This window comes from Nocardiopsis sp. NPDC055551 (assembly GCF_053619415.1).
This window is the reverse complement of the sequence record NZ_JBSHJJ010000001.1, coordinates 596,724-621,953: the sequence shown is the minus strand read 5'-3', so window position 1 is coordinate 621,953 and position 25,230 is coordinate 596,724. Positions and strand designations below refer to the sequence as shown.

Below are 25,230 nucleotides of genomic sequence, written 5' to 3'. Positions count from 1 at the left end.
GCGATGACCTCCCGCTAGAGTCGACACTCATGCGGATTCTCGTACTGGGCGGTACCTCCTTCGTGGGCCGGTTCATCGTCACCAACGCCATAGAGCGGGGCCACGACGTCACCCTGTTCAATCGGGGCCGGACCGGCACCGAGCTCTTCCCAGGGGTGAAACGCCTGGTCGGAGACCGTGATGATGGGGAACTGTCCTCCCTGGAGGAGGGTTCCTTCGACGCCGTGGTGGACGTCAGCGGCATGGTCCCGCGTCACGTGCGCCAGGCCGCCCGGGTTCTCCAGGACCGGGTGGACCGCTACCTGTTCATCTCCACCAACGCCGTGTACGCCCCCGGGGCCGGCCCCGGCGCCGATGAGACGGCCCCCTTGAAGGAACCGGAGTGGAACACCGAGGTGATCGGCGCGACCACCTACGGGACGCTCAAGGTCGCCTGCGAACACGAACTCGACACCCACTTCGGTGATCGCGCCACCATCGTGCGCCCCGGCATGCTCGCCGGACCCCACGACAACGTCGACCAGTTCACCTACTGGGTACGAAGAGTCGCCCGGGGCGGGAAGGTCGTCCTACCCGGAGACCCCGGCCAACCCGTGCAGATCCTGGACGTGCGCGACCTGGCCCACCTGGTGGTGCGCCTGCTCGAACAGGACCTGGGCGGGGTGTACAACGCCATGGGCCCGGCCCGCCCCCTCACCCTGTCCGAGATGATCCACACCTGCGCCCGGGCGGCCCGGGCCGGCATCGACCTGGTGCTGGTGCCACCGGAGACCGTCATGGCCCGTTTCCCCCTGGTGCGCTCCGACCGCACCTGGGAACAGTCCTTCCAACGCGACTTCAGTCGCGCACGCGAGGTCGGACTGCCCTCCACCCCGTTGGAGACCACCGCCGCCGACGTGTTGGCGTGGGATCGCGAACGGGGCGAACCACCCCTGGAGCCGGCCCCCGACCCGCAGGTGGAACGCAACCTGTTGGCCTACATCCAGGGCTAGGGCGCCGGGCACGTGAGAACCCGGCGGAGGTGGGGGCGAGGGCGAGGCCTCGCGCTACCCGTCCCGACCGGAGCGCCCCACCCCTGGGCGCGCCGCCCGGGAAAGACGCCGCCACAGAGCCCGCGTCCGACCCACCCAAGAGCGATCCTCGGCCCTCTCCTGGGGCACGTCCGGCGCCCCCACCCCACCGCCCTCACCTTGACCGATCTCGGCCGCCCGGGCGTGCAGACGCTCCCTGATCTGGTCCGGGGTGTAGGCACGACGCTGCCGCTCGGCACGCACGATCGCCACCCCACTGGCCGCCACACCCACGAAAGCGGCCACTCCCAACGCTTTCCACCACTTCATGGCTCCTAGGCTAGGCCTTGTGACGAACATGAGCATGTCCTTGGACGAGGCGGTGGAGTCGACCCGCACCGGAGACCTGTGGGTCTTCCGGGGCACCAGCGTGCCCGACCGGGCCATCCAGATCACCACCAACAGCCCCGTCAACCACGTCGGGATGTCGCTGGTCATCGACGACCTGCCCCCGCTGATGTGGCACGCCGAACTGGGCCGTTCCCTGGTGGACATGTGGACCGGCACCCACCAGCGCGGGGTCCAACTGCACGACCTGCGCGACGCCGTCCTGGTGTGGGGCCGCCGCTACGGCCAACAGGGCTGGCTGCGCCAACTCGACCCACTCGCCGACCGGGCCATGGAGGACGCCGCCCTGCGCACGGTCGCCCGACTCAACGGCACCCCCTTCCCCTCCACCGCCCAACTGGCCGGACGCTGGGCCCTGGGACGCATGCCCTTCGGCCGCGCCGCGCGCGAGCGACGCCTGGAGACCGCCTACTGCGCCGAGGTCGTCGCCCTGACCTACGAGGAGATGGGCCTGCTGCCCAAGGGCAAAAGCCCCGGCTACTACGACCCCGGCCGGTTCTGGAGCGGCGACTCCCTGACCCTGCAAGGCGAGTCCACCCTGGGCGGAGAGATCCGAATCCAACTGCCCTATCTCTAAGCGCCTCCGCTAGCGCTTCAGCGTGTTCGGGCGCCTGGGAGTCAAGAACCTTCGGCACCTTTGGCGTGATAGCGAAAAAGCGTGCTATCCCACCGCCGGCACCTCCAGAACCTTGACGGCGCCCGAACGATAACCCCCGTGGATCATGGGCCAGGGCCCGGACCAGGTTTCGTGGCCACGGCGATGGGGCAAGCGCCCGGGTGTGCCGCCTCCGGCGGCGGGAGAAGGAGGCCGATGAGCGAGCACCCACTGGGCGAGGACGACGTCGCCGAATCCCGACTGGCCCTGCGAGGGGCACACCTGCGGTGTCTGGCCTTTCGCGACCCCGTCGACCGGAGGGAACACCTGGCCCTGGTCCTGGGCGAGGTCACCGACGTCGAGGACGTCCTCGTGCGCGTGCACTCCGAATGCGTCACCGGTGACGTCTTCGGCGCGCTGCGTTGCGAATGCGGCGACCAGCTCCACGCCGCCCTGGACCGCGTCATCGTCGAGGGACGCGGTGTCCTGGTCTACCTGCGCGGCCACGAGGGCCGCGGCATCGGCCTGCTCGACAAGGTCCGCACCATGGGTCTACAGGACCGCCGTGGCCTGGACACCGTGGACTCGGCCACCGCGCTGGGCCTGCCCGTGGACGTACGCGACTACGCCCCCGCCGCCCGCATCCTGCGCCACCAGGGCGTGCGCTCGATCCGGTTGCTGTCCAACAACCCCGACAAGGTCCTCGCCCTCCAAGACCACGGCCTCAAGGTCACCACCCGCCTACCGCTACTGGTCGACGCCCACACCGACAACATCGACTACCTGACCGCCAAACGCGACCGGCTCGGCCACGACCTCCCCCACCTGGACCACTCCCCCGGCCTCGGAGCCGGCGGCACCCGTGACTGACCGCGCCGGCCACCACCTGAGCGCCCGGCCGGCCACCGCGCTCACCATCGCCGTGTGCGCCGGAGCGGCCCTACTGGCGCTCCTGACCCTCACCACCGGCTTGGGCGCACCCGGCTGGACGGCCGCCATCCTGTACACGCTCCTGGCCACGGCACTGTTGGGGGCGGCCCTTCGCCGCTACCACCACCGGCCCCTGGGCCCGGCCGACCTGGTCACCTCGGCCCGCGTCGTCCTCATCGGCGTCGTCACCGCCCTGGTCGCCGACGGCGACCACACCTGGGCCCTGATCGTCTTCGCCGTGCCCGCGATGGCGCTGGACGCGGTCGACGGCCTCGTCGCACGCGGCACCCGCACCTGCTCCGACTTCGGCGCCCGCTTCGACATGGAGGCCGACGCCTTCCTCATCCTCGTGCTCAGCGTCCAGGTCGCCCAAGACCTGGGGCCCTGGGTACTACTGATCGGCGCGATGCGCTACCTGTTCGGCGCCGCCGCCCTGGTCCTGCCCCGACTACACGACCCCCTACCGCCCGCCCCGGCCCGCAAGACCATCGCCGCCGCCCAACCCATCGTGCTCACCGTCGCCGTCTCGGGCATACTTCCCCCACCGGCAACGACCATCACCGTGGCCACGGCATTGACCGCGCTGTCGTGGTCGTTCACACGCGACGTGGCGGGACTGTGGCGCCCGCGCCCACCCCGGACCACCGCCACCGAAGGGAGCTGAGTCAATGGGACGGACCGCACGCGCCTTCTGGGTACGCTCACCCGGACAAGGCGAGATCCGACAGGTCGACCTACCCGAACCCGCCCCCGACCAGGTCCTGGTGCGCACCCTGCACTCCGGCATCAGCCGAGGCACCGAGACCCTCGTCTTCGGCGGCGGGGTCCCACCCAACCAGTACGGCGTCATGCGCGCCCCCTTCCAAGAGGGCGACTTCCCCGGGCCCCTCAAGTACGGCTACCTCAACGTGGGCGTGGTCGAACAAGGCCCCTCCCACCTGCTCGGGCGCACCGTCTTCACCCTCTACCCCCACCAGACCCACTTCGTGGTCCCCGCCGCGGCCGTCTCCCCCGTACCCGAAGGTGTTCCCGCCCACCGCGCCATCCTGGCAGGCACCGTCGAAACGGCCGTCAACGCCCTCTGGGACGCCGCGCCCCTCATCGGCGACCAGGTCACCGTCGTCGGCGCCGGCATGGTGGGCTGCTGCGTGGCCCGCCTGCTCTCCCAGATGCCCGGAACCCACGTACAACTGGTCGACATCGACCCCGACCGGGCCGAGGTCGCCCAACGCCTGGGGGTCGAGTTCGCCCTGCCCGACGACGCCGTGGGCGATCGCGACCTGGTCTTCCACACCAGCGCCAGCGAAGCGGGCCTCATCCGCTGCCTGGAACTGCTCCACCCCGAGGGCGAGGTCGTGGAACTGAGCTGGTACGGAGACCGGCAGGTCATCCTGCCGCTGGGCGAGGACTTCCACTCCCACCGCCTGGCCGTACGCGCCAGCCAGGTCGGCATGATCTCCCCGGCCCGCAGGTCCCGCTACGACCACGCCCAACGCCTGGCGCTGGCTCTGCGTCTGCTCACCGACCCGGCCTTCGACTCCCTGCTCAGCGGACACAGCCACTTCGAGGAACTGCCCGCACTGCTGCCCGAACTCGCCCAGGGGCACCGGCCCGCGCTGTGCCACCGCATCTCCTACGACCCGCCCCGGCACTGACCCGAAGCGAGGAGGACCGTTTGTTCAGCGTCACCGTCCGCGACCACCTCATGGTCGCCCACAGCCTCACCGGTGAGGTGTTCGGCCCCGCCCAGGCCCTGCACGGGGCCACGTTCGTGGTGGACGCGACCCTGCACCGACCCGAGCTGGACCCCGACAACATCGTGGTGGACATCGGCGCCGCCACCCGCGAACTCGGCCGGGTCGTGGGCGAGCTGAACCACCGCAACCTCGACCAGGTCCCCGAGTTCGCCGGCGTCAACACCTCCACCGAGTACCTGGCCAAGGTGATCGCCGACCGCCTGGCCGAACGCGTCGCCCAAGGAGCGATGGGACCCAACGCGCGGGGCCTGACCTCGATCTCGGTGACCCTGCATGAGTCCCACGTGGCCTGGGCCCGCTACCAACGCGACCTTTGACGATCCCGTTCCTGGTCCCCGACTCCACCACGCCCAGCGGCGGCACCCTGTACGACCTGCGCCTGGCCCGGGCCGGGACCGGGCTGGGCATCGTCGCCCTACCGGGTGCGTGGCCGTGCCCGGGCCCGGCGGGGACACGGGCGTTGGAGCGGGCCCTGGACCGGGTGCCCGACGGCGGTCGGGTGCTGCTCGACGGTTTGGTGGCCTGCGCGCTGCCCGAGGTGATCGTTCCCCACGCGCGGCGGCTACGCCCGGTGGTACTGGTCCACCTACCGCTGGCCATGGAAGGCGGACTGGACCCCGACACCGCACGTGACCTGGACTCGCGCGAACGCCGGGTGTTGGAATCGTGCTCCGCGGTGGTGGCCACCGGCCGGTGGGCGGCCGCTCACCTCAGCGCGCACCATGGCCTGCCCGAGGTGGCCGTGGTGCCCCCGGGCGTGGAAACGGCCCCTCTCGCCCGTGGCACGGCGCCCGGGACCCCGCCCCGATTGCTCTGCGTGGCCTCACTGACCCCTCGCAAGGGACACCGGGTGCTCTTCGAGGCACTGCGACACCTCACCGACCTGGACTGGGAATGCGTGTGCGTGGGCCCGGGCAGGCCCCCACCCGCACCCGCGGGTGTGCGCTTCACCGGCCCCCTGCGCGGCGCGGACCTGGACGCCGCCTACGACCGGGCCGACCTGCTGGTACTGCCCTCCCTGGCCGAAACCTACGGAATGGTCGTCACCGAGGCCCTGGCCCGGGGCGTCCCGGTTCTGGCCAGTGACGTGGGCGGGGTTCCCGAGGCCCTGGGCGGATCCTCCCACTCGGGCACACCCGGCATGTCGGTGCCCGCCGGGAGGGTCGAGGAATGGGCCCGGGCACTACGCCTCTGGCTGAGCGATCCCCGCACGCGCCACCGATGGCGGGTCGCGGCGCACGCGCGCCGCACCACCCTGCGGGGTTGGGACGAGTCCGCCCGCGCCCTTGGTCACGTCCTGGACCAGGTCTGAGTCCACCCCGGGTGTGATCCGCTTCTCGCCCGCTTCGCACGTGGTACGGACATCCGCGATGATATCGTGCACTCACTGCAAAAATTCTTACTCTGTATTTTTGCTCCGCAAGCAGGATTTCTCCACCTGCGCCTTCAGCTTCCCGAGGTCGGCCCTTGAGTACCCCTCAAACCCACAAAACCGCACGCAAGACCGTCAGGCGCAGCCTCACCGGACTCCTCATCGTGCTCGGCGTGACGATGCTCAGCGGCACGATCGTCTCGGTCGCCCTCCCCCAGATCGTCGGCTCCCTCCAAGGAACCCAGTCCCAATACACCTGGGTGGTCACCGCGACCCTGCTCGCCTCCACCGCGTCCACACCCGTATGGGGCAAACTCGCCGACCTCTTCGACAAGAAACTGCTCCTACAGATCTCCATCGTCCTGTTCATCCTGGCCTCACTCCTGTGCGGCCTGGCCCAGAACACCGGCCAACTCATCGGCTTCCGCGCCATCCAAGGCCTGGGCATGGGCGCCTCCCAAGTCCTGGTCCAGACCATCATCGGCGCGCTCGTCAGCCCCAAGGAACGCGGCCGGCTCAACGGCCTCCTCGGATCGGTCATGGCCGTGGCCACCGTCGGCGGACCCCTCATCGGCGGCGCCCTCACCGACATCTCCTGGCTGGGCTGGCGCTGGTGCTTCTTCATCGGCATCCCCTTCATGGTGGTCGCCCTCGTCGTCCTGGCCCGCACCCTGCACCTGAACGACGTCCGCAAGCTCGACACCCGCGTGGACTACGTCGGCGCCACCCTCATCGCCGCGGGCGTGAGCACCCTGCTGCTGTGGGTCACCTTCGTCGGCGGATCCTTCGCCTGGCTCTCCTGGCAGAGCGCCGCCATGGTCGCCGGCGGCGTCATCCTCCTGACCCTGGCCGTATGGGTCGAAGGCCGAGTCGCCCAGCCCGTCATCCCCCTGCACCTGGTCACCCGCCGAGAGACCGCCATCGCCATCCTGGCCAGCGTCGCCGTGGGCATGGCCATGTTCGGCGGAGCCGTGTTCCTGGGCCAGTACTTCCAACTCGCCCGCGGTTACTCCCCCACCGCCGCCGGCCTGCTCACCACCCCACTGATGCTCGGCACCATGGGCGCCTCCACCATCGCCGGCTGGATGGTCTCCCGCTCCGGCCGCGTCAAGCCCTACGTCCTGACCGGCCTGGCCACCCTCACCATCGGCTTCGTCGCCCTGTCCTTCATCGACGCCGACACACCACTACTCCTGGTCTCCCTGGGCATGCTCGCCGTCGGCATGGGTGTGGGCATGTCCATGCAGAACCTCGTCCTGGTCGTCCAGAACTCCGTGCCCCTGAGCCAACTCGGCGCCGCCAGCGGAGCGATCACCTTCTTCCGATCCCTGGGCGGCACCATCGGCGTCTCGGTCCTGGGCGCCATCCTCGCCAACCGGGTCGCCGACAACATCACCGACGGCCTGACCGCCTCCGGCGTCACACTCCCCAAGGGCGGCGCCGACGCCGACACCCTGGACCTGGCCGGCATGCCGCCGTTCCTGCGCACCATCGTCGAGAACGCCTACGGATCGGCCACCGGCGACCTGTTCCTCGTGGCCACCGGCATCGCCGTCGTCGGCCTGGCCGTGGCGTTCTTCCTGCCCGACGTCCGCCTGCGCGACACCATCGACATGCCCGAGCCCACCACCCAGGACCCCGAACCCCGGAACAAGGACGGAAACCGCCCACTTCCCACCTGATCGGGCTTGCCCACCGGCCCACCCGGGCACCAGACTCCGGATGCAGAACCCGCCCCACAACGGGCATCCGAGTTGAAAGGCCCCCCATGACCGACTCCCCCATCGACTCCACCATCGCCCACACCGCACGGGTCTGGAACCACTGGTTGGGCGGAAAGGACAACTACCCCGTCGACCGCGAGATCGGCGACAGGATCAAGGAACTGGCCCCCCAAGTCGTCGACGTCGCACTCGCGGACCGGGTCTTCCTACGCCGCACCGTCCGCGACCTGCCCCAGTACGCCGAGCTGGCCAAGAAGGTCTGAGGAACCGACCGCCCCATGAAACCGCGGCTCAACGGGTAGGACCCGGCGCAGAGGGAGAACACGGGTCGCAGTTCGGTGAACCACCCACTTCGACCCGACCGAACCGGCACTGTGGAGGCAAGAACATCCGCCCCCGGCGGCCCTCTCCGCACGGAGGAATCCCGTTGAGCCCGACATCCGACCAAGCGCCCGAGGCCTTCACCGCCGAGTGGCTCGCGCTGCGAGAGGACGCCGACGGCCAAGCGCGGGCCACCGCTCCCCTGGGCCCCCTGCGCACCCACCTCGCCCAACGCGGCGCGGGCCCCGGCAGGCGCCCCATCCGCATCACCGACCTGGGCTGTGGCACCGGCTCCCAAGGCCGCTGGCTCGCCCCACGCCTGGCCGGCCCCCAGACCTGGATGCTCCACGACCTGGATCCCCACCTGCTGAACCTGGCCGGCGCCCGCATGCCCCGCGTCTCCGCCGACGGATCCACCGTCCAGGCCCGCATGTGCCTGCGCGACCTGAACCAGGTCACCGCCGCCGACCTGGCCCACACCGACCTGGTCACCGGTTCGGCCCTGCTCGACCTGCTCACCCGCGACCAGGTCCTGTCCATCGCCCGGGCCGCGGACGAAGCGGGCTGCGCCGTCCTGTTCACCCTGACCGTCACCGGCCGCGTGGACCTGTACCCCGCGCACCCGGCCGACGCCTCCATCACCGACGCCTTCAACGACCACCAACGCCGCGCCGGCCGCCTGGGGCCCGACGCCACCGCGTTCACCACCCGGACCTTCCGCTCCCTGGGGCGACGGGTCCTGACCTATCCCAGCCCCTGGCGGCTGCTCCCCGAACACCGCGACCTGACCCTCGCCTGGCTGCGCGGCAGGCTCCGGGCCGCAGGCGAACAGCACGCGCAGATCCCCGCCGACCACCTACGGCACCGCATGGACCAGTGCGAACGGCACGAACTCGTGGCGCTCGTACACCACACCGACCTGCTCGCCCTCCCCAACGGCTATCCGGGACACCCGTGAGGTTCCCATGAGCGAGAACCTGCGACGCCGGGCCCGACCACTCATCGGCGCGGCCCTGCTCGCCGCCCTGGTCTGGTGGTACCCGGTGGAGGCCTTCACCGACGCCTTCACCTCCCTCGACGGCCGCACCGTCTGCGCCGCCCTGGCCATCGGCCTGGTCACGACCGTGCTCTGCGCGGCCCGCTGGATCCTGGTGGCCCGCGGAGTGGGTCTACGACTGCCCTGGGGTCGCGCCATCGGCGACTACTACCGCGCCATCCTGCTCAACGCCGTCCTGCCCTCGGGGATCCTGGGCGACGTACACCGGGCCCTGGGCCACGGCCGCTACGCCGGTGACCTACCCCGGGGCGTACGCGCGGTGGTACTCGAACGCGCGGCCGGGCAGGTGGTCCTGGCCGCCACCGGCGCCACCCTGCTGTTCACACTGCCCGCCGCCCTGCTCGGCCCCGGGCTGCTCACCCTGGCGGCGGCCCTGGCGCCACCGGTCCTGGTCGCCACCGTGGTGGGCGTCGGCCTGCTGTTCTCAAGGCGGCACGGCACCCGCCGCCGGCACGCCTTGACGGCCACCCTCGCCGACGCCCGCTCGGGCCTGTTCACCGCCTCCACCGGCCCCGGGGTCCTGCTGGTGTCGGTGGCGGCCCTGGCCGGGCACGTGACCCTGTTCCTGGTCGCGGCGCACGCCGCGGGGGTCACCGCCCCCGTGCCCGTCCTGGTACCACTGGCGATCGCGGCCCTGGTCGCCATGAGCGTGCCGGCCGGCATCGGTGGTTGGGGGCCACGCGAGGCGGTGACCACGCTGACCTTCGGCGCCGCGGGGTTGGGTGCGGCGACCGGCCTGACCGTGTCGGTGCTCTACGGGCTGCTCGCCCTGATCGCCGCCCTGCCCGGCGTGGTGGTGCTGCTGTGGCGGCTACGCCCCGTCGAGCGCGTTCAGGTACCCGGTGAAGGATTTGGCCAGGAACGCCAACAGGTCACGCCCCTTGTTCGCCGTGGCGCGCGACGGTAGACCCACCACCCCCGACCGCGTATAACGGCTCAGCCCGGTGGTGAGCATGTGGTCGCGCCGGTCGGCCAAGTGATCGGACTCCTCATAGCCGACACGGACCAGGTCGGGACGGATGTGCAACAGCACCGAGGTCTCCAACTCCCCGGCGTGCATGTCCCGGTCGTTGGTGGTGCCCATCCCCGAAGCCTTGCGAGCGGCCTCCCAATCGTGTGGGCCGGGGAACAGCGCCATGTCACCGCCGGAGGCCTGCACCAGGTTGGCCAGGACGTGGTTGCCGCCGTGCCCGTTGACCACCACCAGCTTGGGGGTGCCCGAGGCGCGCAGCGAAGCGGCGATGTCGGCGGCCATGGCGTGCAGGGTGGGCGCCGAGACGCTGACCGTGCCCGGCCAGGAAGCGTGCTCGTGCGAGCAACCGAAGGCGAGCGGCGGCAGGAGCCTCAATGAGGGGTTCGCGTCGGCCACGACCTGTGCCAGAGCCGAGGCGATGACGGTGTCCGTGGTCAGCGGCAGGTGGGGGCCGTGCTGTTCGAAGCTGCCCACGGGCAGCAACGCCACCCTCGCACCGCTTCGACGCTCTTCCTCGCTGGTGGTCCCGGGCAGGGGATCGGAGAAGTCCATGTCGATCATTGTCGCGTGGAGTGAGGAGAACAGCTGGCTTTACGTCGTAGATTTTCGGGTTACGGGTTTCTCCGGCCCGATCCGCTGGTAGACCCACAAAGCCCCCACCCCGAAGGAGCTCCGTGGCACCGCGACGCATCAGCATCGACCCCCAGGACCTGGACCGTGACGCCCTCGCCCGCACCCTGCACGCGGCCGGACCGGTGGTCGAAGTGGACCTGGGCGGGGTGAACGCCCTGGCCGTCACCCACTACGAGCCGCTGCGCACCGTCCTGGCCGACCGCGACGGAACCTTCGTGCGCGGTGACGCCGGACGCAACTGGCGGGCCCTGCGCGAAGGCGAGGTCGACCCCCGAAGCCCGCTCGCCCGGCTGGTGGGCGGCGCCATCGGCAGCCTGCTCACCACACACGGCGCCGAACACGCCCGGCTGCGCAGACCCCTGCAGACGCACTTCACCCGGCGACGCGTGGAGACCCTGCGCCCCCGGGTCGAGGAGATCACGGACCGGCTGCTGTCCGACCTCGACGGGACCGACGCCATCGACGTCAAGGAACGGCTGGCCTGGCCGCTGACCGTGGGGGTCCTGGTCGAACTGCTGGGGATCGGCGCCCACGACGCCCCGGTCCTTGGAGACCTGGCCCGCCGACTGTTCGAACTCACCGACGCGAGCGTCTTCCCCGACTCCTGGGCCTTCTTGCGGAAGCTGGTCGCCGAACGCCGCGAGAACCTCGGCGACGACCTCGTCAGCGCCCTGATCGTCACCGACGCCGAGGCCCGCCCCGAGGACCGTCTGGGCGACTACCAGATCGTCGCCAACGTGTTCCTCCTGGTCATGGCCGGTTTCGAAACCACCATGGGCACGCTGACCAACGGAATCCGGGCACTGCTGGACCACCCCGACCAGTTGGAGCGCGTCACCGGTGGCGAGGTGGAGTGGGACGCGGCCGTCGAGGAGATCCTGCGCCGCTACTCCTCGGTGAGCCTGCTACCGGCGGCCTTCAGCACCCGCGAGACCGAACTGGCCGGGGTCACCGTGCCGGAGGGCGAGATGTTGCTGCTGGGCTTCGCCGCGGCCAACGTCGACGCGCGGGCCTGGACGGATCCGGACGCCTTCGACGTGGGCCGGGACACCCGCGGTCACCTCGCCTTCGGTCACGGCCCCCACCTGTGCCTGGGCGCCCCGCTGGCCCGACTGGAGCTCGATGTGGCGTTGCGGGCCCTGTTCGAGCGCTTCCCGCGCCTGGCCCTGGACCCGCGACCAGAGGGCACCGCACCGGTGGAGAGTTGGATGATGCGCCACCCCCGGGAGCTGTGGGTCCTCCCGAACGGCACCCCGGGGTGAGCACCCCGATTCAGAGCCAGCCGCGGTCCTCGGCCGCGCGGGCCGCCTCCACTCGGGTTCGGGCGTCGAGTTTGCCCATGGCCGCCGACAGGTGGTTGCGCACCGTACCCGGGCTCAGGTGCAGACGGACCGCGACCGCCGCTGCGGTGGCGCCATCGGCCACGGCGCGCAGCACGTCGCGCTCGCGATCGGTGAGCGGGCTGGGACCACCGGCCAACGACTCGGTGGCCAACTGCGGGTCGATGACGCGCAGGCCCCGGTGGACGCGGCGGACGGCGTCGACCAGGTGTTCGGGCGGTGCGTCCTTGACCACGAACCCGCTCGCGCCCGCGGCCAGCGCGCGGGTGAGGTAACCGGGACGCCCGAAGGTGGTGCACATGACCACCCGACACGAGGGCAACCGTTCGCGCAGGCGTTCGGCGGCGCCCAACCCGTCAAGGCCCGGCATCTGCACGTCCAGCAGAGCGACGTCGGGTCTGGTGCGCAGTCCCTCGTCCAGCGCCTCCTGCCCGGACGCGGCCTGGGCGACGACCTCCAAGTCCGACTCCAGGTCGAGCATGGCGGCCAGGGCACCGCGCACCAGGGCCTGGTCGTCGGCGACGAGCACCCGGATCATCGTGACTCCCCCGTCCGTCCGCCGTACGCGTACACGGTGAACCCCTCTCGGTCGCCATCGAGCAGTCCCGGGCCGGTGCTCAGCCGTCCGTCCACCGCACGCATCCTCTCACTCAGACCGGACAGTCCGTTGCCGAACCGGCCCTCGGGGTGGCCGTCTCCGTCGTCGGTGATCTCGATGTGGTCCCTCCCCAGACGCACCCGTACCCGGTCGGCGTGGGCGTGCCGGACCACGTTGGTGACGGTCTCACGCAGCACGTATCCGAAGGCCGAGCGCAGGGCGGGGTCGAGGTCGTCGATGGCACGGGGCAGGTCGGCGTCCACCCCGATGGAGCGCAGTGCCTCGGCGGCGTTGGACAGCTCCACGGGCAGGCGTACCTCGCGGTAGTCGTCGACGGTGGCCCGCACGTCGCCCAGGGCGCGCCGGGCCAGTTCCTCGACCTCGCCGATCTGCGCGGACGCCGTTTCCGGGGGACCTCCCTTGTCCAGGACCCGGCGGGCCAGTCCGGCCTTGACCGCGACGGTGGTGAGGCTGTGGCCGAGGATGTCGTGCAGGTCACGGGCCACGCGTTCGCGTTCGCGGGCGGTGGCCAGTTCGGCGACCTGCTCGCGGGCCCGGCGCAATTCGGTGTTGGCCTCCACGAGGGAGGCCAAGAGCCCGACCACGGCGGTCACGGAGGCGATCATGATCAGGTCGGGGACCCGGGCGAACGCGTCTCCGGTGGCCGCGCCCCAGACCAGGAGGCCCACCATGGTGGCCCCGGTCAGGGCCAGGGTCCAGAACAGGGGCAACATCGCGGCGATGACCACGAGGGCGTAGAGCAACACCCAGTGATTGTGCGGGCCGAGCCAGACCAGGATCGCCCATCCGGCGGCGAGCAATCCCGCACAGACCGGAAGTCGAAGGGCGGGCCGACGCTCCATCACCAGGGGGATGGACGCCAGACAGGAGACGGTGTACAGCGCGCCGACCAGCAACACCAGGGCGACCGGTCGGTCCGGGGCGGCCGGCGGCCACCCCGGCAGGGCGAGCAGCCCCAACAGGGCGCCGCCGATCCGGACGAGCGGGTATCGCTCCTCTGTTCTGGCCATGGGGCGACTCTATGGCGGTGAGGACCGACGCACCCCTGACAACCGTCACGGTGTCCCACTGACAAAGGAACGAGGTCGGATCCCTCCCTCAGAGGCAACGTGGAGGTATGACAACGACGACACCGGTGATCGAGGTCGACTCGCTCACCAGAACCTTCGGCGACACCACCGTCGTCGACCATCTCGACTTCACCGTCCATCCCGGACGGGTCACCGGCTTCCTGGGGGCCAACGGGGCGGGTAAGACCACGACGATGCGCATGCTCCTGGGCCTAGAGGAACCCACCTCGGGTCACGCCCGGATCGGTGGTCTGGCCTACCGAGACCTGCCCGACCCGCTGGGCACGGTGGGCGCCCTGCTCGACCCGCAGGCCCCGCACCCCGGTCGCACCGCCCGCGACCACCTGCGGTGGCTGTGCCGGGCCGGACGGATCCCCCTCTCCCGCGCCGACCACCTACTCGACCAGGTGGGTCTGGCCGAGGCGGCCACCCGGCGGGTGGGTTCCTTCTCGTTGGGGATGCGCCAGCGCTTGGGGATCGCCGCGATGTTGCTGGGCGATCCGGCGGTGCTGGTCCTGGACGAGCCGCTCAACGGGCTGGACCCGGAGGGCATCGCCTGGGTCCGCGCCCTGTTGCGCGACCTGGCCGCCCAAGGGCGCACCGTGTTCGTCTCCAGCCACCTGATGGGCGAGATGGAGGCCACCGCCGACCACGTGCTGGTGCTGAGGCGGGGCAGGTTGATCGCCGACCTTCCCGCCGAGGAACTCTCTCGCGGTACCGGCGCCGCTCGGGTGCGGGTGGTCTCCCCCCAGGTGGACAGATTGACCCGCTTGGTGGCGGGGCGCGCCACGGTGCGCCCGGGCGACGACGACGCGGTGGAGGTGGTGGGGCTGGACGCCCCGGCGTTGGGTGCGCTGGCCGCGCGGGAGGGCCTGGAACTGCACGAACTCACCCCGTTGCGCACCGGGTTGGAGGAGGCCTTCCTCACTCTGAACAGCGAGGAAGAGGACGAGAGGGGAAGGGTCGACCATGCTTGACAGTCGAAGGAAGCCCGGGTTCGGGGCGGTGCTGGCCGCCGAGTGGTCCCGTTCGACCACGCTGGTCCAGACACGCCTGGCCCCGGTGGTGTGCGCGGTGGTGGGTGCCGCGGTGGCCGCGATGTTCCTGTTCACCGCCGAGACCACGACCGGAGGTTCGGTGTCGGGGATGTCGGCGTTGGACGTGGTGACCACCTCCATGTTGGGGGTGGACGCGGCGACGTTCGTGGTGGTGGTCCTGGTCGCCTCACTGGTCGCCGCCGAACAGTCCACCGGCCTGAACCGGATCGCTCTGTTGGCCGTGCCCCGGCGCGGGCGACGATTGGCGGCTTCGGCCCTGGTGGTGGCCGGGGGCGGGCTGTTGTGCGGACTGGCGGCCGGACTGAGCGCTTTCGCGGCCGGGCAGTTGGTGAGCGTGCTCTCCGACGGGACGACCGTCGCGTTCACCGCGGAGGGGGTGGCGCGCGTCGTGCTCGGAAGTGTGGTGATGGTCCCCTTCTACGGCACGGTGACGTTGGCCTGCACCACGGTGGCCCGTTCGTTGCCCGGCGGTGTGGTGGGGACGTTGGTGTTGTTCGTCCTACCGACGCTCCTGGCCTGGGTCCCGGGTGACTCCCTGGACGGTGTCCTGCGTTACCTGCCGGGTGAGGCGGTGCACGCGGTCGCCGGTTTCGGCGCCGGCACGGACACCCTCCACCCGGTGATGGCCCTGGCGGTACTGACTGCGTGGGCGGTGGCGTTCGTCGGTGTGGCCCACCTGTGGACGCGGCGCCGCAGCTGGTAAATCCGGCGAGACGGGACGTCCCGTCCTCTAGACTGGACAAAGCGGACGCTTCGCTTCGAAAAACCACTTTGCGCACTCGCCCCGACGCGGAATACTGCCCTGTTCGGCGGGGTTCACTCTGCGTCGGGGACGAAACGGTCATCGAAGCGGGCCCGCTCCTCCCCCGCGATCCCCCGGACGTCCAGCCCATCCATGAGCGCCCAAGGAAATACGTGACCAGGCACACCCCATCCACCACCATCGACGAGGGCGTCGACCAACGCGCCACCCGGCTCGTCATCCCGCTCCTCCTGGTCTCGGCGTTCGTCGTCATCCTGAACGAGACGATCATGGGTGTGGCCCTGCCCGCCCTCAGCCGCGACCTGGGGATCACCGTCTCCACCGGACAATGGCTGACCTCCGCCTTCATGCTCGTGATGGCCGTGGTCATTCCCATCACCGGTTTCCTGTTGCAGCGGTTCCACCTCAGACAGGTCTTCATCACGGCGATGACCCTGTTCAGTCTGGGCACCCTGATCTGTTTCCTGGCGCCGAACTTCACGGTCCTGCTGCTCGGCCGGATCGTGCAGGCCTCCGGAACCGCGATCATGATGCCGCTGCTCATGACGACCGTGCTCAACATGGTCCCCAACGACCGTCGCGGCCGTGTGATGGGCAACATCTCCATCGTCATGGCGGTGGCGCCGGCCGTGGGACCGACCCTGTCCGGGCTCATCCTCAACGTGCTGGACTGGCGTTGGATGTTCGGCCTGGTCCTGCCGATCGCTTTGGTGGGCCTGGCCCTGGGCGCGGTCTTCATCCGCAACATCACCGAGCCGACCACCGCCCGCGTCGACGTGCTGTCGATCGTGCTGTCGGCCTTCGCGTTCGGTGGTCTGGTCTACGGCTTCTCCAGCCTGGGAGAGGCCTCCGACGCCGGGTCCGGCGTGTCTCCGGTCCTGGCCATCGGCGTGGGCGTCGTGTCCTTGGCGCTGTTCGTGTGGCGTCAGCTGCGATTGCAGCGTGAGGACCGGGCCCTGCTGGACCTGCGGGTCTTCGAATCCCGCCAGTTCACCATCTCGATCAGCCTGGTGCTGGCCAGCTTCATGGCGCTGTTCGGCGTCATCATCCTGCTGCCGGTCTACATGCAGAACGTGCTGGGCCACGACACCCTCGCCACCGGTATGGCGATGCTGCCCGGTGGTCTGGTGATGGGTCTGCTGGCCCCGATCGTCGGCCGCCTCTACGACCGGTTCGGACCCCGTCCGCTGGTCACGCCGGGCGCGGCCGTGGTCACCCTGGTGATGTGGTCCATGACCACCTTCGACACCGAGACCACGATCGCCTCCATCGTGACCGCGCACGTGTTCTTGAGCATCGGACTGGGCTTCATGTTCACCCCGTTGCTGACCGGTGCGTTGGGTTCCCTGCCCAAGCGGCTCTACTCCTACGGCAGCGCCGTGGTCGGTACCGTGCAGCAGGTCGCCGGCGCCGCGGGCACGGCCGCGTTCATCGCGGTGATGACCGCGGTGGCCGCGAGCCATGTCGAGGGCGGTATGGGCACCGTCGCGGCCGAGGCCGGCGGTATCCACGTCGCGTTCATGCTCGGTGCCGCCATCACCACCCTGGCGTTCTTCGCGACCTTCCTGGTCCGTCGTTCCGCGCCCGCGGAGTGATCGCACACCCTTGAAAGGGGCGGTGGCCGATGAGACGGCCACCGCCCCTTCCTCGTGTTCGGGATCAGCCCCGGGCGTAGGCGGACAGGTCCAGGCGCGGCCAGGTTCCGACGTCGCGCAGCAATCGCCGGTCGTGGGTGGACAGCACCACTGCGGCCTCGGTGGCTTCGAGGGCCGCGGTGAGCTCGTCCACCAGCGCGATCGACAGGTGGTTGGTGGGCTCGTCCAACAGCAGCACGTGCGGCCGGTGGGTCAGGGCCAGTGCCAGGTCCAGGCGGCGGCGCTGACCCATGGACAGTTCACCGACCCGCTTTCCCATCTCCCGTGGGCGCAACAACCCGAGCGAGGACAGGCCGACGGAGCCGTTCGCGTCGGCGTACACGTCGGCGGCCCGGCGATCCAACGGCGGCTCGGACTCCTGCCGCAACAGCACGACGCGGGCCTCACCCGAGCCGTGCACCCGGCCGGTGGTGGGTTCCAGCTCACCGGCGAGTACCGAGAGCAGCGTGGACTTCCCGGCTCCGTTGGGGCCGGTGACCACCAGCCTCGACCCGCCCCGCAGGGTCAGCGAGGCGGGGGTGGTGAGTCGCTCCGCCACGGTGATCCCCTCGGCCGCCAACAGCGTCGTACCGGACCGTGTGGGCAGGTCGGGGAACCGGAACCGCTGCGGTGGTTCGGGCATGGTGACCTCGTGTGTGTCCAGGTCGGCCTGACGACGGTGCACGTTCTTGACCAGTCCGCCCGCGCGGGTGGCGCGCTGGTGCTTGCCGGTGCCCTTGTCCGGGCGCCACCCCGACACGAGCCGGTTCTGTGCCGAACTCAGCAGGTCCCGCAGGCGCGACCTCTCCTCCTGTTGTTGCGCGTACTCCTGCTCCCAGCGTTCCCGTTCGGCCCGGCGACCCCGGCGGTAGCCTTCGTACCCGCCGCCGTGGACTCGGGGACGGCCGTCGTCGGTGGGGTCCAGGTCCACCACGGTGTGGGCCACGTCGGACAGCAACGCGCGGTCGTGGCTGATCACCACCACGCCTCCCGAGCGCCGACGCAGGCGTTCGGTGAGGAAGTCCAGACCGGCACGGTCCAGGTGGTTGGTGGGTTCGTCGAGCAGGAGGAAGTCGTCCTCGGCGCCGAGCAGACAGGCCAGGCGGACCCGATAGCGCCGGCCGACCGACAGTTCGGTGAGTCGACGGGAGCGATCCGTTTCGGCGCCCAGCGCGTCCAGGGCGATGTCGATCCGGCGTTCGGCGTCCCAGGCGTCCAGCGCCTCGGCGCGTTCCAGGGCCCGCGCGTACCGTTCCTCGGCCCCGGCGGCGTTCTCGCCCAAGGCGAGCCCGGCGGTGTCGAGTTCGGCGAGCGCGGCCAGGGAGTCGGCCAAGGCGTCCGCGATCACCTCTCCCACGGTGCGTCGGTCGGCGGTGGACATCTCCTGTTCGGCCAGGCCCAGCGTGCCGACCAGGTTCACGGTGCCCTCGTCGGGGACGAGCGTGCCCGCGAGTACGTGCAGGAGCGTGGTCTTGCCCCGTCCGTTCTCCCCCACGATCGCGATCCGGGAGGTGGGGGTGACGGTGAGGTCGGTGTCGAAGAGCACTCGGTGGGCGCCCAGGGCGACGGAGACCCCGGACACGACGAGTTGCGCGCGCGAACGCGCAGGAAGGGCGGTGGGCATGTGTGTCCTCTACAACGGGCACGCCGAAGTCACCCGGTGACCGGGTTGGTGGGCATGCCGAAAACGGCGACCCTCGATGGGGTCAGGTCGTCATGGCCGCGACGCGACGCTCGGAGATGCTCGACGAGCGTGGGCGGCGGACGACGCCGTTAAAGGTAGAGAACCGACTGGATCATGGCTCAAGACTAACGCGGGACCCACGGCGAACGAAAGTTCCTTTACCGGAGGTCCCGCACACATTCGTGTCAGGCGCTCGTGAGAACGACGAGCCGGTCGGTGGCCCTGGTCATGGCGACATAGCGGTCGACCGCGCCCTCGGTGCCCTCCCCGAAGTCCTGTGGGTCGACGAGTACGACCAGGTCGAACTCCAGCCCCTTGGCCAGGGTCGGGGTCAGTGACCGCACTCGCGGACCGGAGCGAAAGTCGGGCGCCCCGATGACGCAGGCGATGCCCTCGTCGTTCTCCGCCGCCCAGGCCGCCACGACCGACTCCAGTTCCTCGACACGGCCGTACTCCACCGGGACGCCCTCACGGACGGAGGTCGGCACGTTGGCGTCCGGCAACACGGCCCGGATGACCGGTTCGGCGGCCTCCATCACCTGGGTCGGGGTCCGATAGTTGATGCTCAGCGACGCCGACTCCACCCGGTCGAAGCCGACCCGCTCCAGCCGCTCCCACCAGGACTCGGTGAAACCGTGCCGGGCCTGGGCGCGGTCGCCCACGATGGTGAAGCTTCGAGAGGGGCAACGCTGTAGCAGCATCTGCCACTCCGCGTCGGTCAGTTCCTGGGCCTCGTCCACGACGATGTGCGCGAACGGGCCGGCGAGCAGGTCCGCGTCACCCGTCGGCAGGGCCGCCTCGTCGACCAGGTTCTCGCGCAGGTCGGCGTGGTGCAGCATCGTCACCAGCCCCTCCCCGTCGTCGTCCGCGGCCATCAGATCGTCGATGACGTAGGACACGCGCTCGCGTTCGGTCTCGGCGGCGGTCTCGTGGCGGCGCTTGCGCTCGGAGGCCTTCGGGTCGCCGAGTCGCCGCCGGGCCGCGTCCAATAGCGGCAGGTCCGACACCGTCCAGGCCTGGGCGTCCTCGCGTTGCAGGGCGCGGACCTCGTCGGGTTCCAACCAGGGCGCGCACAGGCGCAGGTAAGCCGGGACCGACCACAGGTCGCCCACAAGGTCCGTGGGTTCCAGCAGCGGCCAGGACCGGTACAGGGCACCGATCAGCTCCCGGTCGCGCAGTAGCCAGGAGTGCAACATCTTCGTGGTGACGTCCTCCTCCTCGTGCCGGTCGTCCAGGATCGCGACCAGTTCCTCCAGGATGCGTTCGCGCGCCTCGTTGTGCGGGGTGCCCGGGTCGACCGCGTCGAACGCCTCCTTCCAGTCGGCGGCGCTCAACCACAGGTCGAACCACGGGGTCGACACGGTCATGGCCTCGGTGGGCGGTCGCTCGTAGAACCGCACGGCCGGTTCGATCGCCTCCACCAGGCGCGCGGACTCCTTCAGCCGGGCGACCTCGGGATCGGTCTCCTCGCCGGCCATGGCGCCCTCGGGGACCAGGTCGCGCAGCGTGCGGGTCTGTACGCCCTCCTCGCCCAGGCTCGGCAGGACGTTGGCGACGTAGGCCAGGTAGGGCTGGTGGGGGCCGATGAACAGCACCCCACCGCGCCGGTGGCCCAGTCGGGAGTCGGCGTAGAGCAGGTGGGCGGTGCGGTGCAGGGCGACCACGGTCTTACCGGTGCCCGGTCCCCCGTCGACGACCAGGGCGCCGGAGGCACCCGCCCGGATGATGGCGTTCTGGTCGGCCTGGATGGTGCCGAGCACGTCGCGCATCCGGTCGGAGCGGTTGGCGCCCAGACTCGCGATGAAGGCGGACTGGTCGTCGAGGGCGGCGTGGCCCTCGAAGCCGTCCTCGGTGAACACCTCGTCCCAGTAGTCGCCGATCCGGCCGAGCTTCCATCGGTAACGGCGGCGGCTGACCAGACCCATCGGGTCGGCGTGGGTGGCGGCGAAGAACGGTTCGGCGGCGGGCGAGCGCCAATCGATGAGCAGGCGGTCGCCCTCCGGATCGGAGAGGCCGAGCCTGCCGATGTACACGGGCTCGTCCTCGCCCTCACGGACGAATCGCCCCAGACACAGGTCCAGGCCGAAGCGACGCAGGGCGCGCAACCGGGAGGACAGGCGGTGGATCTCCATGTCTCGCTCGACCGTCTCTCGGATGTTGCCGCCCGAGGACCGGCGCTGGACGTCGAGGCGTTCACTCAGGTCGGCGATGCCGTTTTCGAGGCTGCGCGCGATGGCGGAGAAGTGTCGCTCGTCGTCGGCGATCAGCTTCGGGTCGGCCTTGGGAGCGAGGTGTTCGGAAAGGTCGAAGGCGCTGGTGGCCTGGGTGTTCACGTCGTTTCCCCGATCGTGGGTTGTGCTCACGATGGTCGATTGTGAACCACCACCGGGGTCTTGCCGCAAGCCCGGGGGTGCGCTATAAATTAGAAGTGGCGAGAGGTCTCTGGAATCGCCCTCGCCCGATCTCGACCCATCTCGCCCCCGCACAGACTCGTAGTGCATTCACGCCGCCGCCTTCAGCGCGCGGCTTTTTTCATGCCCCTCGGACGGGTCACGTCGCTCGGGCCGGTCCTGTCGATCAGGCGGGAAATCGGAATCGACAGCCACGAGCCGACCGCCCGTGAGAACATGGGACCGACCCTCGGCATCAGGAGTTCCCATGGGTATGGCCGCTCTCCCTCGACCACCTCTCGCCCCGCGCCACAGCGGTTCCCGCGCAGGCGGACAAAGGCCCGACGTCCATTCTCCTTCCGGTCCGAACGAAAATCAGGAGCTGTTCCGGTGACCCCTCAATCCGCCCCCGCCGAGATACGACCGGTCGACGGCCCCACCCCCACCCGCCCGCTGCGCATCATGGTCGTCGACGACCACGCCCTCTTCCGCCGTGGCCTGGTGTCGGTCCTGGACGACGAGGACGACATCGACGTGGTCGGCGAGGCCGGCGACGGTGACGTGGCCGTCCAGAAGGCCGGCGAGCTGCAACCGGACGTCATCATCATGGACGTGATGATGCCGCACACCACCGGCATCGAGGCGGGCCCCCGCATCCGCGCCATCGCGCCGGACGCCAAGTTCGTGATGCTCACCATGAGCGAGTCCGAATCCGACCTGTTCGAGGCCCTCAAGGCCGGCGCGACCGGCTACCTTCTCAAGGAGATGGCCGTGACCGACCTGCCCCGCGTGGTGCGGACCATCGCCACCGGCCGCTCGTGCCTGGACTCCTCCATGGCGACCAAGCTGATCGCCGAGTTCGCCGAGCTGGCCAAACAGGAGACCTCCCATCGGCCCAAGGAGACGCTCCCCCAGCTCACCCCCCGCGAGACCGAGGTGCTCAAGCTCCTGGCCAGGTCCATGAACAATCGCGAGATCGGTGGGCGCCTGTTCATCACCGAGAACACCGTGAAGAACCACGTCCGCAACATCCTGGAGAAGCTCCAGGTGCACTCGCGCACCGAGGCCGCCATCTACGCGGTCCGCGCCGAGTACGTGGGCTGACCACCGAACACTTGGGTCGACACATCTGACACACAAGGCGAAGGACACCCGCATTCACGTCGAGGCCGGTGGGGCACCTGGGGTCGGGAGTCTTGGGGTTGGTGGGTGGGGTGTGGGTGGGGCGCCTGAGGTCTCTGCTCTTGGGGTTGTTGGGGGTTGCTCGGGTGGTTGGTGGGGCGCCCCGGGTCGAGAGCCTGCCGGTGGTCTGGCGGGGTGGGGGTGGGTTCTCCCTCCTTCCCCGCCGCGTGATTGTTGCCGCCCGCACCGCACGCGTCAAGGCAATGTTGAGTGCTCTGACAGCGGTGCTGGTGGCCTTGACCCGCACGGCACGGGCGGCGGTTTGGCGGCTATCGGGGAAGGGGGGAGAGTGGTTGGGGTCCCCAACGGCCCCGGGCTTCGCCCGGTCCGGCCGCAGGCGGCCGGATCCCTTCCCTTCCGCCTGGTGTCCTCGTTGAGCGCGTCGCCACTACGTGACGGGTCCGGTCACGAAGGACCCGCTACAGGCCAGGCACGGGGCCGGGCGCGTCCTCGCGGTGGCCGGCCCTGGTCTTCACAGCGATGATCTTGCTCCTAGCGCCCATTTGGGCGCCCAACATGGCGCTACGAGCAAGATCGTTTCCATTCAGAGCCCCTCCAACGAAGTCGCTAGGAGCATCTCCGTGATAGGTGGATCCGGTCATAGGGGAAGAGGTTGTGGATAACCCAGAATGGCCACCCCATCTATGGTAGACACATTCACAGGCCTGAAAATAGGTTGAATAAACTGTCGGGTAGGCCTGCCATTTCCTGGGGTGTTCGCATATAATCAGAGTATGAGCTTTCCTCCCCACGCACCGCGCCCGACCGGGAATACCCCGGTCGATAAGGCGATGGCGGGTGCGCGGGAGATGGCGGTGGAATTCTCCGGCCGGGATATCCCGTTCGGGTGCGAGGGCGATGTGCTCGCACAGTTCGGCCGGCTCAACCAGGAAACAGATCGTATCCGTTATGGGATGCTGCCCGCCCTGGCCCGGATGGAGACCACCGGCGCCCTGCTGGAAGAGGGTGGCCAGCGCAGTATCCAGGCGTGGATCACCCACCAGTGGGGGACCTCCCCGGCCGAGGCCAAGAGCCTTGCCACCCTCGCCCGCGCTTTGTACAAGCAGCAGCTGCCCCTGGTGGAAGAAGCCTTCCAGACCAGCGCCCTGTCCTTGGGTGAAGCGTGCGCCATCGCGACCTCCACCGAAAAGGCTGTGGGTGAGTGGGCGAAGGTCCTGGAAACGGCGGATGAGGAATTCCGTGCCCAGCGTCCTTCGGTGGAGGGGTTTCGAGCCCGGTTGGAATTCGGGCTGATCGGTTTCAAGGCCGAGTGCCCGCAGGCTTCGGTGCGCCAGTTGCGGGACGCGACGAAATGGTTCGTGGCCCGCTTGGATCCGGATAAGGCCGACCGGGACTATGAAGAAACGTTCGAGAACCGGGGTGCGCAGTTCTCGCCCACGTTCGAGTCCGGGTTTTTGTTGCGGATGTGGGGGCCGGGGGCCGATAACGAGCTGATCCAGGCCGCCTTGGAGGCTTACACCGAGCCGTATGGGCCGGAGAACGCGGCGATGCCGAAGCATCAGCGCACTTATGACGCGATGATGCGGATCTTCGAGACCGCTCTGGGCCACCGGGGTTGCTCCAGCCTGAGCCGCCAACCGTTGGCCACGTTGAACATCACCGTCCCGCTGAAGCGCTTCCTCGGTGATGGGTCGACTGAGCCCGCCACTACCGAGGATGGTGTGGTGTTGCCTGATCAGATGGTGGCCCGTTTGACCCCCGAGAGTTGGTTGCGCCGGTTCGTGACCGACGCCCAGGGTCGGACTCTGTTGGATGTGGGGCGTAAGCAGCGGTGCGCCCCCGATCCGGTCCGTCAAGCGGCGGGGTTCAAGAAGCCCTACTGCGAGTGGCACGAGGGTTGTGATGTGCCGCGTAGTTGGTCGCAGTACGACCACATCGTTCCGTTCTCCCACGGCGGGGCCACCAGCGCCGACAACATGCAGGTGCTCTGCTCGACCCACAACCGGCTCAAGCACCGGTTGCAGGCCAAGGTGAACCGGCAGATCTGGGAACACCACCACGCCCAGAACCGCCAGGAAGCGGGAAAGGAAGCCGGGTCCGGGGATGGTGAGGGGGAGCCAGCCCCAGCCACCGCCCCCTGACCACCACCCGCTTCCACGACCATGCGTTTCCGCCAGGTGGAACACCACCGCGAGAACACCCCCGGTTGGGTGTCAGATCCCAAGGGCCCGTGCCCTGTGGGGATATCAGCATGCCCAGAGCCAGAAACACCGCGAACCCCCGCCCGGAGCCATATCCCGGGGCCGGAGCGGCTCCCGTTGGGGGTGTCGGCACGACTCCCACCCCCGGTACCGGCTCCCGCCCCAGGTACCGGCCCACCCGCACCACCAACCCCGTGCTGTCTCTCCACCATGATGATCTTGTCCGTAGCGCCATGTTGGGCGCCCAACATGGCGCTACGGACAAGATCATCGCTGAGAAGACCAGAGCCGGCCACCGCAGGGACGCGGCCCGCCCTGTGTCCGGCCTGTAGCGGGCCCTTCGTGACCGGACCCGTCACGTAGTGGCGACGCGCCCCACGAGGACACCAGAGGGAAGGGAAGGGATCCGGCCGGCCACGGCCGGACCGGGCCCCCGGGGCCCGAAGGGCCCTGGGCCGTTAGGACCCCAACCACTCTCCCCCCTTCCCCGATAGCCGCCAAACCGCCGCCCGTGCCGTACGGGTCAAGGCCACCAACCCCGCTGATGA

General features: G+C 69.9%; 22 protein-coding genes and 1 pseudogene. 17 read left to right on the top strand and 6 right to left on the bottom strand.

Annotation, left to right across the window (positions count from 1 at the left end):
- Positions 1–29: 29 nt before the first annotated feature.
- The gene (locus ACWGSK_RS02520) at positions 30–992 is read left to right on the top strand and encodes an NAD-dependent epimerase/dehydratase family protein (RefSeq protein ID WP_358509294.1); all 963 of its coding nucleotides are present in this window, start codon (positions 30–32) and stop codon (positions 990–992) included.
- Positions 993–1,046: 54 nt separating this feature from the next.
- Here ACWGSK_RS02520 and ACWGSK_RS02515 read toward each other — a convergent pair whose 3' ends face one another.
- On the bottom strand, positions 1,047–1,340 hold the full coding sequence (locus tag ACWGSK_RS02515; protein WP_358509297.1) for a hypothetical protein: 294 nt from the start codon (positions 1,338–1,340) through the stop codon (positions 1,047–1,049).
- Positions 1,341–1,374: 34 nt separating this feature from the next.
- Here ACWGSK_RS02515 and ACWGSK_RS02510 point away from each other — a divergent pair, with 34 nt between their 5' ends.
- From ACWGSK_RS02510 to ACWGSK_RS02465, 10 genes and pseudogenes are all read left to right on the top strand, one after another.
- Positions 1,375–1,995 carry a hypothetical protein gene (locus tag ACWGSK_RS02510; protein ID WP_452455186.1) on the top strand — a complete coding sequence of 207 codons (621 nt, stop codon included), beginning with the start codon at positions 1,375–1,377 and terminating at the stop codon, positions 1,993–1,995.
- A 234-nt stretch (positions 1,996–2,229) separates the two neighbouring features.
- Positions 2,230–2,883: a GTP cyclohydrolase II gene (locus tag ACWGSK_RS02505; protein WP_358509300.1), complete on the top strand. Its 654-nt coding sequence runs from the start codon at positions 2,230–2,232 to the stop codon at positions 2,881–2,883.
- Complete coding sequence (locus ACWGSK_RS02500; protein WP_452455056.1) at positions 2,876–3,607, top strand: CDP-alcohol phosphatidyltransferase family protein; 732 nt, start codon at positions 2,876–2,878, stop codon at positions 3,605–3,607. Before ACWGSK_RS02505 ends, ACWGSK_RS02500 begins: the two co-directional genes overlap by 8 nt.
- Before the next feature lie 4 nt (positions 3,608–3,611).
- A complete protein-coding gene (locus ACWGSK_RS02495) occupies positions 3,612–4,598 on the top strand; it encodes a zinc-dependent alcohol dehydrogenase (protein ID WP_358509305.1) in 987 nt (328 codons plus the stop codon).
- Between the two features lie 20 nt (positions 4,599–4,618).
- Positions 4,619–5,017 carry a 6-pyruvoyl trahydropterin synthase family protein gene (locus ACWGSK_RS02490; RefSeq protein WP_358509308.1) on the top strand — a complete coding sequence of 133 codons (399 nt, stop codon included), beginning with the start codon at positions 4,619–4,621 and terminating at the stop codon, positions 5,015–5,017.
- The gene (locus ACWGSK_RS02485) at positions 5,014–6,012 is read left to right on the top strand and encodes a glycosyltransferase family 4 protein (RefSeq protein WP_358509311.1); all 999 of its coding nucleotides are present in this window, start codon (positions 5,014–5,016) and stop codon (positions 6,010–6,012) included. The genes ACWGSK_RS02490 and ACWGSK_RS02485 overlap by 4 nt, the downstream gene beginning before the upstream one ends.
- A gap of 155 nt (positions 6,013–6,167) precedes the next feature.
- A complete protein-coding gene (locus tag ACWGSK_RS02480; RefSeq protein ID WP_358509314.1) occupies positions 6,168–7,754 on the top strand; it encodes an MDR family MFS transporter in 1,587 nt (528 codons plus the stop codon).
- An 86-nt stretch (positions 7,755–7,840) separates the two neighbouring features.
- Positions 7,841–8,026: pseudogene (locus ACWGSK_RS02475) on the top strand (SAM-dependent methyltransferase); the annotation flags it as partial.
- Between the two features lie 197 nt (positions 8,027–8,223).
- A complete protein-coding gene (locus ACWGSK_RS02470) occupies positions 8,224–9,075 on the top strand; it encodes an SAM-dependent methyltransferase (RefSeq protein ID WP_452455055.1) in 852 nt (283 codons plus the stop codon).
- Positions 9,076–9,082: 7 nt separating this feature from the next.
- Positions 9,083–10,081 (top strand): lysylphosphatidylglycerol synthase transmembrane domain-containing protein, encoded by a 999-nt coding sequence (locus ACWGSK_RS02465; protein ID WP_452455054.1) that lies wholly within the window; start codon positions 9,083–9,085, stop codon positions 10,079–10,081.
- Here the strand turns inward: ACWGSK_RS02465 and ACWGSK_RS02460 are convergent.
- The gene (locus ACWGSK_RS02460; protein ID WP_452455053.1) at positions 9,986–10,699 is read right to left on the bottom strand and encodes a creatininase family protein; all 714 of its coding nucleotides are present in this window, start codon (positions 10,697–10,699) and stop codon (positions 9,986–9,988) included. The genes ACWGSK_RS02465 and ACWGSK_RS02460 overlap by 96 nt on opposite strands.
- 122 nt (positions 10,700–10,821) lie before the next feature.
- Here ACWGSK_RS02460 and ACWGSK_RS02455 point away from each other — a divergent pair, with 122 nt between their 5' ends.
- Positions 10,822–12,042 carry a cytochrome P450 gene (locus ACWGSK_RS02455; RefSeq protein WP_452455052.1) on the top strand — a complete coding sequence of 407 codons (1,221 nt, stop codon included), beginning with the start codon at positions 10,822–10,824 and terminating at the stop codon, positions 12,040–12,042.
- A 10-nt stretch (positions 12,043–12,052) separates the two neighbouring features.
- Here the strand turns inward: ACWGSK_RS02455 and ACWGSK_RS02450 are convergent, their stop codons facing one another.
- Both ACWGSK_RS02450 and ACWGSK_RS02445 read right to left on the bottom strand, forming a co-directional pair.
- Positions 12,053–12,658 (bottom strand): response regulator transcription factor, encoded by a 606-nt coding sequence (locus ACWGSK_RS02450; RefSeq protein ID WP_358509329.1) that lies wholly within the window; start codon positions 12,656–12,658, stop codon positions 12,053–12,055.
- Positions 12,655–13,749, bottom strand: coding sequence for a sensor histidine kinase (locus ACWGSK_RS02445; RefSeq protein WP_358509332.1), 1,095 nt, complete (start codon positions 13,747–13,749; stop codon positions 12,655–12,657). The genes ACWGSK_RS02450 and ACWGSK_RS02445 overlap by 4 nt, the downstream gene beginning before the upstream one ends.
- A 107-nt stretch (positions 13,750–13,856) precedes the next feature.
- Here ACWGSK_RS02445 and ACWGSK_RS02440 point away from each other — a divergent pair, with 107 nt between their 5' ends.
- The 3 genes from ACWGSK_RS02440 to ACWGSK_RS02430 all read left to right on the top strand — a co-directional run bounded on the left by ACWGSK_RS02440 (position 13,857) and on the right by ACWGSK_RS02430 (position 17,225).
- A complete protein-coding gene (locus ACWGSK_RS02440; RefSeq protein WP_452455051.1) occupies positions 13,857–14,786 on the top strand; it encodes an ABC transporter ATP-binding protein in 930 nt (309 codons plus the stop codon).
- Positions 14,779–15,570 (top strand): ABC transporter, encoded by a 792-nt coding sequence (locus tag ACWGSK_RS02435; RefSeq protein WP_358509337.1) that lies wholly within the window; start codon positions 14,779–14,781, stop codon positions 15,568–15,570. The genes ACWGSK_RS02440 and ACWGSK_RS02435 overlap by 8 nt, the downstream gene beginning before the upstream one ends.
- 212 nt (positions 15,571–15,782) lie before the next feature.
- Entirely contained in the window at positions 15,783–17,225 is a 1,443-nt protein-coding gene (locus ACWGSK_RS02430; protein WP_358509340.1) for an MDR family MFS transporter, read from the top strand.
- A gap of 64 nt (positions 17,226–17,289) precedes the next feature.
- Here ACWGSK_RS02430 and ACWGSK_RS02425 read toward each other — a convergent pair whose 3' ends face one another.
- Positions 17,290–18,888: an ATP-binding cassette domain-containing protein gene (locus ACWGSK_RS02425; protein WP_358509343.1), complete on the bottom strand. Its 1,599-nt coding sequence runs from the start codon at positions 18,886–18,888 to the stop codon at positions 17,290–17,292.
- 245 nt (positions 18,889–19,133) lie between these two features.
- Positions 19,134–21,281: an RNA polymerase recycling motor ATPase HelR gene (helR, locus tag ACWGSK_RS02420; protein ID WP_358509357.1), complete on the bottom strand. Its 2,148-nt coding sequence runs from the start codon at positions 21,279–21,281 to the stop codon at positions 19,134–19,136.
- Positions 21,282–21,728: 447 nt separating this feature from the next.
- On the opposite strand from helR, the gene ACWGSK_RS02415 reads away from it, so the two are divergent.
- Positions 21,729–22,442: a response regulator transcription factor gene (locus ACWGSK_RS02415; protein ID WP_358509346.1), complete on the top strand. Its 714-nt coding sequence runs from the start codon at positions 21,729–21,731 to the stop codon at positions 22,440–22,442.
- Between the two features lie 812 nt (positions 22,443–23,254).
- Positions 23,255–24,622, top strand: a complete 1,368-nt coding sequence (locus ACWGSK_RS02410) for a DUF222 domain-containing protein (protein WP_452455050.1) — start codon at positions 23,255–23,257, stop codon at positions 24,620–24,622.
- Positions 24,623–25,230: the final 608 nt, after the last annotated feature.